Source organism: Pseudomonas sp. FEN (assembly GCF_904067045.1).
GTDB lineage: Bacteria > Pseudomonadota > Gammaproteobacteria > Pseudomonadales > Pseudomonadaceae > Aquipseudomonas.
Map to the genome: position 1 here is coordinate 778,550 of NZ_CAJFDC010000036.1, position 13,754 is coordinate 792,303.

The window sequence follows — 13,754 nt, forward strand, 5'->3', positions numbered from 1 at the left end:
GCGCGCTAGAACTGCACCGGCAAACGGCGGTCGACGCGAATCTCCCAGGGTGTCAGGCTCACCCCGTAGGCCAGCACCTCGACCCCGGCGGCCAGCGCTTCACGCAGGGCCGCGGCATAGCCCGGATCAATCTCCTCGGCCGGACGTACCGCTTCGATACCGCTCAGGTTCACGCAATACAGCTGCACCGCCCGTACCCCCTCGCGCGCCAGGGTCGCCAACTCGCGCAAATGCTTGGCCCCGCGCAGGGTCACCGCATCCGGAAAGGCCGCAACCGCAGTACCGTCGAAACCGAGCGTAACGCTTTTGACCTCGACAAAAGCCGGTCCCGTCGGATAGTCGAGACGAAAATCGATCCGACTGTTCTCCTGGCCGTAGGCCACCTCACGCTTCAGGCCGGTAAAACCGTCCAGCTCGCGGATGGCCCCGGCGCGTAGCGCTTCCTCGACCAGGGGGTTGGCTCGCGCGGTATTCACGCAGGCCAGCCGCCCCTGCGGGGTCGCCCCGATCTCCCAGGTGCCGGGCAACTTGCGCTTGGGGTCGTTGGAGCGACTGAACCAGACCGGCCCGCCCGGGACCATGCAGTTAAGCATCGAGCCGGTATTGGGACAGTGAATGGTCAGCAACTCGCCAGAGGCGGTTTCGATGTCCGCCAGGAAACGCTTGTAGCGCTGGATCAGGCGACCTTCTTCGAGAGCGGGAGAAAAGCGCATCAGCCTTGCCAGCTCCGCAGGCCGCGGGCAATCCGTTCCACCGCCTGCTCCAGGCGCGGCAGGCTCTGGGTGTAGGCAAACCGCACATGATGGCTGGCCAGATGCCGACCGAAATCCAGTCCAGGCGTAAAGGCCACGTGTTCGGTTTCGAGAAAATGACGGCAGAATGCGAAGGCATCGCCGCCGAACGCGCTGATATCGGCATACAAGTAGAAGGCACCCTGCGGTTCCACGGCGATCTTGAAACCCAGCTCGCGCAACGCCGGCAAGAGGAAGTCCCGACGCCGTCCGAATTCGGCCCGGCGCTCTTCGAGAATGCTCAGGGTGCGCGGCTCGAAGCAGGCCAGCGCCGCATGCTGGGCCATGCTCGGCGCACTGATGTAGAGGTTCTGCGCGAGTTTTTCCAGGTCCGCCACCGCCTCGGGTGGCGCCACCAGCCACCCCAGTCGCCAGCCGGTCATGCCGAAATACTTGGAGAAGCTGTTGAGCACGAACGCGCTGTCATCGACTTCCAGCACGCTGGCCGCGTCGCAGCCATAGGTCAGGCCGTGATAGATCTCGTCCACCACCAGATGGCCGTGACGCTGTTTGATCGCCACCGACAGTGCCGCCAGCTCGTCTCGCGTCAGCAAGGTGCCGGTGGGGTTGGCTGGCGAAGCCACCAGGGCGCCGACGCTATCCTGGTCCCAATACCGCTCCACCAGGTCGGCCGTGAGCTGATAGCGCACCTCCGGCCCGACCGGCACCAGTTGGGCCGCGCCCTCCACCAGGCGCAGGAAATGCCGGTTGCACGGATAACCGGGATCGGCCAGCAGCCAGTGTTTGCCGGGGTCCACCAGCAGGCTGGTGGCCAACAGCAACGCACCGGAACCACCCGGGGTGATGAGGATGCGCTGCGGATCAATGGCGAGCCCATAGCGCTGCTGATAGAAACCCGAGATCGCCTCGCGCAGTTGCGGCAGCCCACGCGCCGCGGTGTAGCGGGTCTGGCCCGACTCCAAGGCGGCCTGGCCGGCGCGAATGATCGGCTCGGCCGTGGTGAAGTCCGGCTCCCCGATCTCGAGGTGGATCACATCATGTCCGGCCGCCTGCAACTCGTTGGCACGCGCCAGCAGGGCCATTACATGGAACGGTTCGATTGCGCGACTGCGCGCGCTGTAGTGCTGAGCCATTGGCCTTCCTTGATTCGACGAGGGAATGGGCGATAAGCCGATTCTACCCAACCTCCGCCTGCCGAAGTGTTTAAAGCATCCGACGCGTGCCTGAAGATTGACTAAAATGAACAATTAACCATTGCTTCATGAAGCTGACGCCTTCCATCCGGCATACATTGATACCCCTGCAGGAGCAGCCGCTCCTACAGGGGAGTTCGGCTCGACAAGCCAGCCTCGACAACCGGGAGTAGCGCGCCCCGATTCGATCTGGTAAGTTCGCCCGCTTGCAGCCGCAGGGCCGGCAGGTGTCGGTGTAGTTGAAATCCTGCGCAATGGATTAGAAGAGTAGAGGCGGTCCATTCATGCCCACCCAAGCAAAGCAGCAAAGCACAGAGCCAAAGATCGGCGGCTTCGACCCCTATGTTGAAAGCAAGGGCGAGGAGTACATGGGCGAGCCCATGCGCAAGCACTTCACCAAGATCCTGCAGAAGTGGAAGCAGGAACTGATGCATGAGGTCGACCGTACCGTTGATCACATGAAGGACGAAGCGGCCAACTTCCCTGATCCAGCCGACCGCGCCAGCCAGGAAGAGGAGTTCAGCCTCGAACTGCGCGCCCGCGACCGCGAGCGCAAGCTGATCAAGAAAATCGACAAGACCCTGCAGCTCATCGAAGACGAAGAGTATGGCTGGTGCGAGTCCTGTGGCGTCGAAATCGGCATCCGCCGGCTGGAAGCCCGACCGACCGCCGATATGTGCGTCGACTGCAAGACCCTGGCGGAAATCAAGGAAAAACAGGTCGGCAAGTAATCCCGCCGAGCCTTGAGCAAACGGAGCGTGCGAACGCTCCGTTTTCGTTTGCGCCGCCAGCGCCGTCTATCGCCTACGGACTGTCCAGTAATCGCCGAACCATGACTGTCACTCCCGCCTATATCGGCCGCTTCGCCCCCACGCCCAGCGGCCACCTGCATTTCGGCTCGCTGGTTGCCGCACTGGCCTCGTACCTGGACGCCCGCTCGGTCGGCGGGCGCTGGTTGCTGCGCATGGAAGACCTCGATCCGCCACGCGAAGAGCCCGGCGCCCAGGCGTCAATCCTCGACACCCTGCGGCGTTATGGTTTCGAATGGGACGGTGAACTGGTCCGCCAGAGCGAACGCCATGCCGCCTATGCCCAGGTGCTCGAGCGCCTGTTCAACCAGGGCCTGGCGTATGCCTGCACCTGCTCGCGCAAGGATCTGGAGGCCTACCACGGGATCTATCCGGGGTTGTGCCGCAACCTCGGCCACGGCATCGACAACGCCGCGATCCGCCTGCGCGTGCCAGAACTGACCTACCGCTTCCAGGACCGGGTCCAGGGTCAGTACCAACAGCACCTGGGCCGCGAGGTCGGAGATTTCGTGATCCGCCGCCGCGACGGACTCTATGCCTATCAACTGGCGGTGGTACTGGATGACGCCTGGCAAGGCGTCACCGATATCGTCCGCGGCGCCGACCTGCTGGACTCCACGCCACGGCAACTCTACCTGCAGGAGCTGCTTGGACTGCCGCAACCGCGTTACCTGCACGTGCCGCTGATCATCCAGCCCGACGGCCACAAGCTCGGCAAGTCCTACCGCTCGCCACCGCTGGCGGCCGACCAGGCGACCCCCTTGCTGATGCGCGCCCTGCGCGCGCTGGGACAACGTCCACCCGCCGCACTGGAACAGGGTACGCCGCGGGAAGTCCTCGACTGGGGAATTGGCCATTGGGATGCCACACTGATACCCAGGACAACCACCCTGGCCGAAGCGCAATTGCACTGACGCCCCTTGCAGGTTGGCGCCCATCCGTTACCATCGCCGCACGTTTTCGGGCACGCACACAATAAAGAGAGGCCGGGATGTACATCTATCGCTTGGTCCTGCTGTTGGTGGTCGGGATCTACCTGTTCTCGCCAGCCATCATGGACTGGTGGATCGACGCCACCGGCGCCTGGTATCGCCCTTATCTGCTCTGGCTGATCCTGATCGTCGTGACCTTCATCCTGCAGAGCCAAAAAGATGCCGATGAGCTTTAGCCTGACCCAGATGCTGCTGATCAGCGCCGCGTACCTGCTGGCGTTGTTCGGCGTGGCCTGGATCAGTGAGCGCGGGGTGATCCCGCGCTCGATCATTCGCCACCCGCTGACCTACACCCTGTCCCTGGGCGTGTACGCCAGCGCCTGGGCCTTTTACGGCACGGTGGGCCTGGCCTACCAGTACGGCTACGGTTTTCTCTCCAGCTACCTGGGGGTATCCGGGGCGTTCCTGCTGGCACCGGTGCTGCTCTACCCGATCCTGAAAATCACCCGTACCTACCAGCTCTCGTCCCTGGCCGACCTGTTCGCCTTCCGCTTTCGCAGTACCTGGGCCGGCGCCCTGACCACCGTGTTCATGCTGATCGGCGTGCTGCCCCTGTTGGCCCTGCAGATCCAGGCGGTGGCCGACTCCATCGGCATCCTCACCCGCGAACCGGTACAGCATCGGGTGGCCCTGAGCTTCTGCGCGCTGATCAGCCTGTTCACCATCTTCTTTGGCTCGCGACATATTGCCACCCGGGAAAAGCACGAAGGCCTGGTATTCGCCATCGCCTTCGAATCGGTGATCAAGCTGATCGCCATCGGCGGAGTCGGCCTGTACGCCTTGTACGGAGTGTTCGACGGGCCGCAGCAGCTCGAGCTTTGGTTGCTGCAGAACCAGACCGCCCTGGCCGCGCTGCACACACCGTTGCAGGAAGGCCCGTGGCGTACCCTGCTGCTGGTGTTCTTCGCCTCGGCCATCGTCATGCCACACATGTACCACATGACCTTCACCGAGAACCTCAACCCGCGCTCGCTGGTCAGTGCCAGCTGGGGCCTGCCGCTGTTCCTGCTGCTGATGAGCCTGGCGGTACCGCTGATTCTCTGGGCCGGGCTCAAGCTCGGCGCCACCACCAACCCGGAATACTTCACCCTCGGCATCGGCATTGCCGCCAACAACGAGGCCCTGGCCCTACTGGCCTACGTCGGCGGACTCTCGGCGGCGAGCGGGCTGATCATCGTCACCACCCTGGCGTTGTCCGGCATGGCCCTGAACCACCTGGTGCTGCCGCTCTACCAGCCACCGGCCGAAGGCAATATCTATCGCTGGCTGAAGTGGACGCGCCGCGCCCTGATCGTCGCCATCATCATGGCCGGCTATGGTTTCTACCTGCTGCTGGGCGCCGAGCAGGACCTTGCCCACCTGGGGATCGTCGCCTTCGTCGCCACCCTGCAATTCCTCCCCGGCGTGCTCTCGGTACTGTACTGGCCGACCGCCAACCGGCGTGGCTTCATCGCCGGGCTGCTGGCAGGGATCAGCGTCTGGCTGGTGACCATGCTGCTGCCGCTGGTCGGCAACCTGCAGGGTTTCTATATTCCGTTGTTGAACATGATCTATGTGCTCGACGACACCAGCTGGCATATGGCGGCCATTGCCTCCCTGGCGGCCAACGTGCTGATGTTCACCCTGATCTCCCTGTTCACCAGTGTCAGCCCCGAAGAGGCCAGCGCCGCCGAAGCCTGCGCGGTCGACAATGTACGTCGTCCGCAACGCCGCGAACTGCACGCGGCCTCGCCACAGGAATTCGCCACCCAACTGGCCAAACCGCTGGGCGCCAAGGCCGCGCAGAAAGAGGTCGAACAAGCCCTGCGCGACCTCTACCTGCCCTTCGACGAGCGCCGTCCCTATGCCCTGCGCCGCCTGCGCGACCGCATCGAGGCCAACCTGTCCGGGCTGATGGGGCCGAGCGTGGCCCAGGACATGGTGGAAACCTTCCTGCCCTACAAGGCCGGCGGCGAAAGCTATGTCACCGAAGACATCCACTTCATCGAAAGCCGCCTGGAAGACTACCACTCGCGCCTCACCGGCCTCGCCGCCGAACTCGACGCCCTGCGCCGCTACCACCGCCAGACCCTGCAGGAACTGCCCATGGGCGTCTGCTCGCTGGCCAAGGACCAGGAAATCCTGATGTGGAACAAGGCCATGGAAGAGCTCACCGGAGTGCCCGCGCAGCGCGTGGTCGGCTCGCGCCTGAGCACCCTGGGCGAACCCTGGAAGGACTTGCTGCAAGGCTTCATCAACCTGCCGGACGAGCACCTGCACAAGCAGCACCTGGCCCTCGACGGCCAGACCCGCTGGCTGAACCTGCACAAGGCGGCCATCGACGAACCGCTGGCACCGGGCAACAGTGGCCTGGTGCTGCTGGTCGAAGATCTGACCGAAACCCAGATGCTCGAAGACAAGCTGGTGCACTCCGAACGCCTGGCGAGCATTGGCCGGCTGGCGGCCGGCGTGGCCCACGAAATCGGCAACCCGATCACCGGCATCGCCTGCCTGGCGCAGAACCTGCGCGAGGAACGCGAGGACGACGGCGAGCTGACTGAAATCAGCGAGCAGATCCTCGAGCAGACCAAGCGCGTGTCGCGCATCGTCCAGTCACTGATGAGCTTTGCCCACGCCGGCAGTCACCAGCATAACGACGAAGCCGTCTGTCTGGCCGAGGTCGCCCAGGATGCCATTGGTCTGCTGGCCTTGAACCGGCGCAACTTCGAAGTACAGTTCTTCAACCTGTGCGACCCCGAACACTGGGTCGACGGTGATTCCCAGCGCCTGGCCCAGGTACTCATCAACCTGCTCTCCAATGCCCGCGACGCCTCGCCCGCCGGTGGCGCGGTGCGGGTCAAGAGCGAAGCCTTCGAGCACACCGTCGACCTGATCGTCGAGGACGAAGGCACTGGCATCCCGAAGAACATCATCGACCGATTGTTCGAACCCTTCTTCACCACCAAGGATCCTGGCGAGGGCACCGGACTGGGCCTTGCTCTGGTCTATTCCATCGTTGAAGAGCATTATGGACAAATCACCATCGACAGCCCGGCTGACACCCAAAGCCAACGTGGCACCCGTATCCGGGTCACCCTGCCGCGTCATGTCGAAGCGACGTCCGCTGTGAACTGAGACCGTCGAGAGAACCGAATCAATGCCGCACATTCTGATCGTCGAAGACGAAACCATTATCCGCTCCGCCCTGCGTCGCCTGCTGGAACGTAATCAGTACCAGGTCAGCGAAGCCGGTTCGGTGCAGGAAGCCCAGGAACGTTTCAGTATCCCCTCGTTCGACCTGATCGTCAGCGACCTGCGCCTACCCGGCGCCCCCGGCACCGAACTGATCAAGCTCGGCCAAGGCACGCCCGTGCTGATCATGACCAGCTACGCCAGCCTGCGCTCGGCCGTGGACTCGATGAAAATGGGCGCGGTCGACTACATCGCCAAACCTTTCGACCACGACGAGATGCTCCAGGCGGTAGCCCGCATCCTCCGTGATCGCCAGGGCGGGCAAGCAGCCCCGGCAGAGAAAGTCGCCAGCAAGGGCGCGGCGGAAAAAGTCGGCACCGGCAACAGCAATGGCGAAATCGGCATCATCGGCTCCTGCCCGCCGATGCAGGACCTCTACAGCAAGATCCGCAAAGTGGCGCCGACCGACTCCAATGTCCTGATCCAGGGCGAGTCGGGCACCGGCAAGGAACTGGTGGCCCGCGCCCTGCACAACCTGTCCAAGCGCGCCAAGGCACCGATGATCTCGGTCAACTGCGCGGCAATTCCGGAAAGCCTGATCGAGTCGGAACTGTTCGGCCACGAAAAAGGCGCCTTCACCGGTGCCAGCGCCGGTCGCGCCGGCCTGGTGGAAGCGGCGGACGGCGGCACCCTGTTCCTCGACGAAATCGGCGAGCTGCCCCTCGAGGCCCAGGCGCGCCTGCTGCGGGTGTTGCAGGAAGGCGAGATTCGCCGCGTCGGCTCGGTGCAGTCACAGAAGGTCGATGTGCGCCTGATCGCCGCGACCCACCGCGACCTCAAGAGCCTGGCCAAGATCGGCCAGTTCCGTGAAGACCTGTACTACCGCTTGCACGTCATCGCCCTGAAACTGCCAGCGCTGCGCGAGCGCGGTGCCGACGTCAACGAGATTGCCAGTGCCTTCCTCGCCCGCCAGAGCGCACGGGTGGGCCGCACCGACCTGCGCTTCGCCGCCGACGCCGAGCAAGCCATTCGCCATTACGCCTGGCCGGGTAACGTCCGCGAACTGGAGAACGCGGTCGAGCGCGCGGTGATCCTGTGTGAAAGCCCGGAAATTTCCGCCGACCTGCTGGGCATCGACATCGAGCTCGGCGACCTGGAAGAAGAAGAATTCATCGGCCTGGCGCCGCAACCGGCCAGCGCCGGCAATGCCAGCCACGAACCGACCGAGGACCTGTCGCTGGAAGACTACTTCCAGCATTTCGTCCTCGAGCACCAGGACCACATGACCGAGACCGAACTGGCCCGCAAACTCGGTGTCAGCCGCAAGTGCCTGTGGGAACGGCGCCAGCGCCTGGGCATTCCACGGCGCAAGACCGGCGTGACCAGCGAGAGCTGAGGCGGCTGCGCGCCCAGGGGTAACACTGCTCTCGGTGAAAAAACTGTTACCCCAGGACTTTCACGTAACAAAAGCCGGGTCTATCGGTAACGAAGCCCCGGCTTTTTTCTGCCCAGAAAAAACCACTCACCCGGCAAAACCCAATGTTTACGGGGTTTCGCAAAAGTTGGCACGGCACCTGCTATAGCTTTGGTACAAGAACAATAACAAGCAATGCACCAAACAATAAAAACAAGACGTATCGACTCACGCAAAATAAAAACAACACGGCGAGAGGCGTAGCTAACTGATTCTTTTGGAGAAGTACTGTAATTGGGGCTTGCCCCACGACCAGGCCGAGAACAACAAAAACTGCCCTCAAAGCAGTGCCTGAACTGGTTGGATCCTCTGGATCATGACACTACAGCGATCAAAGCAATCCGTTTGCTCTTGGCTCCCGATTGGGAGAGCTCACAGGCGTGAAGCCTAGTGGCACAGGGCGATCGACAATAACAAGAAGCCCGCAACCATAATAAAAATAGAGCACGTAACTACTTCTGGGGGAGCTTCGGCTCCCCTTGTAGTTTCCGCGATACCGGCCCGCGCAAGCCCTCACCCCGCGAATCTCTCCCGGCAGCGCCAGGCTGATCGATTCGGCTTTCACAACGCTTGCGGCCAGCCGACTCCCCATATCCTTGCCCAATACTGCGGCGGCTTCCTACACCATCCCTCGACTAAATGCTAGAATCCTCGCCCATCGTGCGGTCATTCTTCGTAGTGACCGAATATTCCTTCAAACAGTGCCTCCCATGCTGAAGAAGCTGTTCCAGTCATTTCGTTCTCCCTCGCGTCGAACGCAACATAAACGCAGCACCCCTGAAGTGCTCAACAGCAGCCAACACTCGCTGCAAAAAGCCCAGTTCAGCCGGTATGCCGTGAACATCGTCGAGCGTCTGCAGAACGCCGGCTACCAGGCCTACCTGGTCGGCGGCTGCGTGCGCGATATGCTGCTCAACATCACCCCCAAGGATTTCGACGTCGCCACCAGCGCCACGCCCGAGCAGATCCGCGCCGAATTTCGCAATGCCCGGATCATCGGTCGTCGCTTCAAGTTGGTGCACATCCACTTCGGTCGGGAAATCATCGAAGTCGCGACCTTTCGCGCCAACCACCCGCAAGACGAGGACGAGGACAGCAACCAGTCCTCGCGCAACGAAAGCGGGCGCATCCTGCGCGACAACGTCTACGGCACCCTCGAAGACGACGCCCAGCGCCGCGACTTCACCATCAACGCCCTGTATTACGATCCGGTCAGCGAGCGCATCCTCGACTACGCCAACGGCGTACACGATATCCGCAACCGCTTGGTCCGCCTGATCGGCGACCCGACCCAGCGCTACCAGGAAGATCCGGTACGCATGCTGCGGGCCGTGCGTTTCGCCGCCAAGCTGGACTTCGGCATCGAGAAGCACACCGTGGCACCGATTCGCAAGCTGGCACCGATGCTGCGCGAGATTCCATCGGCGCGGTTGTTCGAAGAAGTGCTCAAGCTGTTTCTCTCGGGCTATGCCGCCGACACCTTCGAAATGCTGGTCGACCTCCAACTGTTCGATCCGCTGTTCCCGGCCAGCTTCGAGGCCCTGGAACACAACCCGACCTACACTCACACGCTGATCAGCGAAGCGTTGATCAACACCGACCTGCGCATCCAGCAGAACAAGCCGGTGACCCCGGCGTTCCTGTTCGCCGCCTTGCTCTGGCCGGCCCTGCCCGGCCGCGTACTGCACTTGCAGGCGCGGGGCATGCCGCCGATTCCGGCCATGCAGGAAGCCGCCCACGAGTTGATCAGCGAACAGTGCCAGCGCATTGCTATTCCGAAGCGCTTCACCCTGCCGATCCGCGAAATCTGGGACATGCAGGAACGTCTGCCACGGCGTAGCGGCAAGCGTGCCGACCTGCTGCTGGACAACCCGCGCTTTCGCGCCGGCTATGACTTCCTGCTGCTGCGCGAAAACGCCGGTGAGCAGACCGAAGGCCTGGGCGAGTGGTGGACCGATTACCAGGATGCCAACGACGCTGGCCGACGCGACATGATCCGCGACCTGGGCAGCAAGGACGACGCTACCGGCAGCGGTCCGCGCAAACGGCGGCGCAGTACTGCCGGCAAGCGCAAGCGTAGCGCCGGTTCGGACGAGTAAATCGATGGAACGCGTGTACATCGGCCTGGGCAGCAACCTGGCGGAGCCGGCGGAGCAGTTGCGCAACGCCGTCCAGGCCCTGGGCCGACTGCCCGACACCGTGCTGACTGGCGTTTCGGCGTTCTACCAGAGCGATTCGCTGCTGCCCGGCCAGCCGCGCTACACCAATGCCGTCGCCGCCCTCGACAGCGACCTGGCGCCCCTGGCGCTGCTGGATGCGCTGCAAGCCATCGAAATCGACCAGGGCCGCGAACGCCACGAGCGTTGGGGGCCACGCACTCTCGACCTGGATATCCTGTTGTTCGGTGACCGGCTGATCGACGAGCCGCGTCTGAAAGTCCCGCATTACCATATGCAGGCTCGACCGTTCGTGCTCTATCCCCTGGCGGAACTGGCCCCGGCCGATTTGCAACTGGCCGATGGCCGCAGCCTGAAGGCGCTGCTGGCGGACTGCCCGTTCGTCGGCCTGGAACGCCTTGAGACAACGGCATGACCGACCCTTGTGGCGAGCGGCTTGTCGGAACGCCGCACCGCCGATCTGGGGCGCGAAGCGACCCTAAAACCGGCGAACCGGATCTATAAAGCAAACCGAAATGGCCGGTTTTACGACTGCTTCGCAGCCGAACGGGGGCAAGCCCCCTCGCCACAGGTACAGCGCCAACACCGCCCGCCAGAGGTAGTTGCCCCTGTGATCGACCTTGCTGAATCGCATCAGTTACACCGGTAACACTCCTGGCGTAACATTGCGGTAACACACACGATTGACTTCCCCAGTTCTCCTCACGACTATAGGCGTCCCGTCGCCGCCCCCGCGGCGCTTAAAGGGCGCGATCCAGACTTTGCAAGCACGACATCAGAACGTGCACCTGTATACACGACGAATCACGCGCGTTACTCGCAGTCATTTGCACGGCGCCTGAATGAGGACTTTTTCATGCCAGACATTACCCTGACCACCCTGCAAGGCCTCAAGCAAAAGGGTGAAAAAATCACCATGCTGACCTGCTACGACGCGACCTTCGCCCACGCCAGCTGCGCGGCCGGTGTCGAGGTGCTGTTGATCGGCGACTCGCTGGGCATGGTGACCCAAGGGCATGACAGCACCCTGCCAGTCACCGTGGCCGACATGTGCTACCACACCGCCAGCGTCAAGCGCGGCAACCAGGGCGCCTTCATCATTGCCGACCTGCCGTTCATGGCCTACGCCACGGTCGAGCAGACCCTGCACAACAGCGGCCTGCTGATGCAGGCCGGCGCGCACATGGTCAAGATCGAAGGTGCCGCCTGGCTGGCCGATTCCATCCGCCAACTGGCCGAGCGCGGCGTGCCGGTGTGCGTGCACATGGGCCTGACCCCACAGTCGGTGAACCTCCTCGGTGGCTACAAGGTCCAGGGCCGCGGCGAAGCCCAGGCCCGGCAGATGCGTGCCGATGCCATCGCCCTCGAACAGGCCGGCGCGGCGATGATCCTGCTCGAATGCGTGCCAAGCGAACTGGCCGCGGAAATCACCCAGGCGGTGAAGGTCCCGGTGATCGGCATCGGCGCCGGTAGCGCCACCGATGGCCAGGTCCTGGTCCTGCATGACATGCTCGGCCTGTCCATCAGCGGTCGGGTGCCCAAGTTCGTGAAGAACTTCATGAGCGGCCAGGACAGCCTGCATGGCGCCCTCAGCGCCTATGTCAGCGAGGTCAAGGCCGCCACTTTCCCTGGGATCGAACACGGATTCAGCGCATGAACACAGTTAAGACCGTTCGCGAACTGCGCGCCGCCGTGGCTCGCGCCCGTAGCGAGGGCAAACGCATCGGCTTCGTTCCGACCATGGGCAACCTGCACAGCGGTCACGCGGCCCTGGTGACCAAGGCCGCCCAGCGCGCCGACTTCGTGGTGGCGAGCATTTTCGTCAACCCACTGCAATTCGGCGCCAACGAAGACCTGGACAAGTACCCGCGCACGCTCGCCGCCGATCAGGAAAAGCTGCTCGAAGCCGGTTGCCACCTGCTGTTCGCCCCCAGCGTCGAGGAAATGTACCCCGGCGGCATGAGCGGGCAGACCCGCGTCAGCGTCCCGCAACTCTCCGAAGGCCTGTGCGGCGCCAGCCGTCCCGGGCATTTCGAAGGGGTGGCGACCGTGGTCAGCAAACTGTTCAACATGGTCCAGCCGGACCTGGCGGTGTTCGGACAGAAAGACTTCCAGCAACTGGCGGTGATCCGCCAGTTGGTGCACGACCTGAACATGCCGATCCAGATCATCGGCGAACCGACCGTGCGCGCCGCCGACGGCCTGGCGCTGTCCTCGCGCAACGGTTTCCTCAGCGAGGAACAGCGGGCCAAGGCGCCAGCGCTGTATCACAGTCTGAAACAGATCGCCGAGGCCATCGAACAGGGCGAGCGCGACTATCCCAAGCTGTTGGCCGAGCAGGCCCGTCAGATCGAAAGCGCCGGCTTCCGGGTCGACTACCTGGAAATCCGCCACGCCCTGAACCTGCGCCCGGCGACACCGGAGGACCGCGACCTGGTGATCCTGGTCGCCGCCTTCCTTGGCACCACGCGCCTGATCGACAACCTGCACCTGAACCTCGATAGCGCCGCCTGACACCCCGATTGCCCGGCCCCGCGGCTTCGGGCAAACTGCCGCCGCCCGGCGCCACGCATCGCAAACGCGTGGCGCCGCACGAGGATCCGACCGAGGAAACATCCATGCACGCCATCATGCTCAAAGCCAAATTGCATCGCGCCGAAGTCACCCACGCGGTGCTCGATTACGAAGGTTCCTGCGCCATCGACGGCGAGTGGCTGGACCTGGCCGGGATCCGCGAGTACGAACAGATCCAGATCTACAACGTCGACAACGGCGAGCGCTTCACCACCTACGCCATTCGTGGCGAGGAAGGCTCGCGGATCATCTCGGTGAACGGCGCCGCCGCCCACAAGGCCGGCGTCGGCGATCGGGTGATCATCTGCGCCTACGCCCATTACAGCGAGGCCGAGCTGGTCAACTTCAAGCCGCGCATGCTGTACATGGCCCCGGGCAACGAACTGAGCCACACCAGCCACTCGATTCCGGTACAAGTCGCCTGATCACTGCCCGGAGGCCCAGGCAAAACGCCTTTCAGCCCCGGGAGTGCGAAAAAGTACCGAGTAAAGGTCAGACAAAGCCAAGACAGATGCAGGCGCGAGCGGTACTGTAATCGCCCCTGCATCATTCAACCGTGCCGATGCAGGTTGCCGGACACTGCCACAGCCAAAAGCAGGACGTTCCGGCGTT

The 13,754-nt window shown here is 63.3% G+C and carries 12 protein-coding genes; 10 read left to right on the forward strand and 2 right to left on the reverse strand.

The genetic code is table 11. The features are described 5' to 3' along the window. Window positions 1–5: 5 nt before the first annotated feature. Both sfsA and PFEN_RS27170 read right to left on the reverse strand, forming a co-directional pair. A complete protein-coding gene (sfsA, locus tag PFEN_RS27165; RefSeq protein WP_191489671.1) occupies window positions 6–713 on the reverse strand; it encodes a DNA/RNA nuclease SfsA in 708 nt (235 codons plus the stop codon). Next, the gene (locus PFEN_RS27170; protein ID WP_191489672.1) at window positions 713–1,885 is read right to left on the reverse strand and encodes a pyridoxal phosphate-dependent aminotransferase; all 1,173 of its coding nucleotides are present in this window, start codon (window positions 1,883–1,885) and stop codon (window positions 713–715) included. The genes sfsA and PFEN_RS27170 overlap by 1 nt, the downstream gene beginning before the upstream one ends. A 344-nt stretch (window positions 1,886–2,229) precedes the next feature. On the opposite strand from PFEN_RS27170, the gene dksA reads away from it, so the two are divergent. The 10 genes from dksA to panD all read left to right on the forward strand — a co-directional run bounded on the left by dksA (window position 2,230) and on the right by panD (window position 13,567). Next, complete coding sequence (gene dksA / locus PFEN_RS27175; RefSeq protein WP_191489673.1) at window positions 2,230–2,676, forward strand: RNA polymerase-binding protein DksA; 447 nt, start codon at window positions 2,230–2,232, stop codon at window positions 2,674–2,676. A 101-nt stretch (window positions 2,677–2,777) separates the two neighbouring features. Then, entirely contained in the window at window positions 2,778–3,668 is an 891-nt protein-coding gene (gene gluQRS / locus PFEN_RS27180) for a tRNA glutamyl-Q(34) synthetase GluQRS (RefSeq protein ID WP_191489674.1), read from the forward strand. A 77-nt stretch (window positions 3,669–3,745) separates the two neighbouring features. Then, entirely contained in the window at window positions 3,746–3,922 is a 177-nt protein-coding gene (locus PFEN_RS27185; protein ID WP_003176118.1) for a hypothetical protein, read from the forward strand. Beyond that, on the forward strand, window positions 3,906–6,860 hold the full coding sequence (locus tag PFEN_RS27190) for a sensor histidine kinase (protein ID WP_191489675.1): 2,955 nt from the start codon (window positions 3,906–3,908) through the stop codon (window positions 6,858–6,860). Before PFEN_RS27185 ends, PFEN_RS27190 begins: the two co-directional genes overlap by 17 nt. A 22-nt stretch (window positions 6,861–6,882) precedes the next feature. Next, complete coding sequence (locus tag PFEN_RS27195; protein ID WP_191489676.1) at window positions 6,883–8,313, forward strand: sigma-54-dependent transcriptional regulator; 1,431 nt, start codon at window positions 6,883–6,885, stop codon at window positions 8,311–8,313. Between the two features lie 788 nt (window positions 8,314–9,101). Continuing rightward, the gene (locus PFEN_RS27200; protein ID WP_191489677.1) at window positions 9,102–10,490 is read left to right on the forward strand and encodes a polynucleotide adenylyltransferase PcnB; all 1,389 of its coding nucleotides are present in this window, start codon (window positions 9,102–9,104) and stop codon (window positions 10,488–10,490) included. 4 nt (window positions 10,491–10,494) lie between these two features. After that, entirely contained in the window at window positions 10,495–10,983 is a 489-nt protein-coding gene (gene folK / locus PFEN_RS27205; RefSeq protein WP_191489678.1) for a 2-amino-4-hydroxy-6-hydroxymethyldihydropteridine diphosphokinase, read from the forward strand. Window positions 10,984–11,424: 441 nt separating this feature from the next. Next, on the forward strand, window positions 11,425–12,225 hold the full coding sequence (gene panB, locus PFEN_RS27210; protein ID WP_191489679.1) for a 3-methyl-2-oxobutanoate hydroxymethyltransferase: 801 nt from the start codon (window positions 11,425–11,427) through the stop codon (window positions 12,223–12,225). Continuing rightward, on the forward strand, window positions 12,222–13,082 hold the full coding sequence (gene panC, locus PFEN_RS27215) for a pantoate--beta-alanine ligase (RefSeq protein ID WP_191489680.1): 861 nt from the start codon (window positions 12,222–12,224) through the stop codon (window positions 13,080–13,082). Before panB ends, panC begins: the two co-directional genes overlap by 4 nt. A 104-nt stretch (window positions 13,083–13,186) precedes the next feature. Continuing rightward, window positions 13,187–13,567, forward strand: coding sequence for an aspartate 1-decarboxylase (gene panD / locus PFEN_RS27220; RefSeq protein WP_177090260.1), 381 nt, complete (start codon window positions 13,187–13,189; stop codon window positions 13,565–13,567). Window positions 13,568–13,754: the final 187 nt, after the last annotated feature.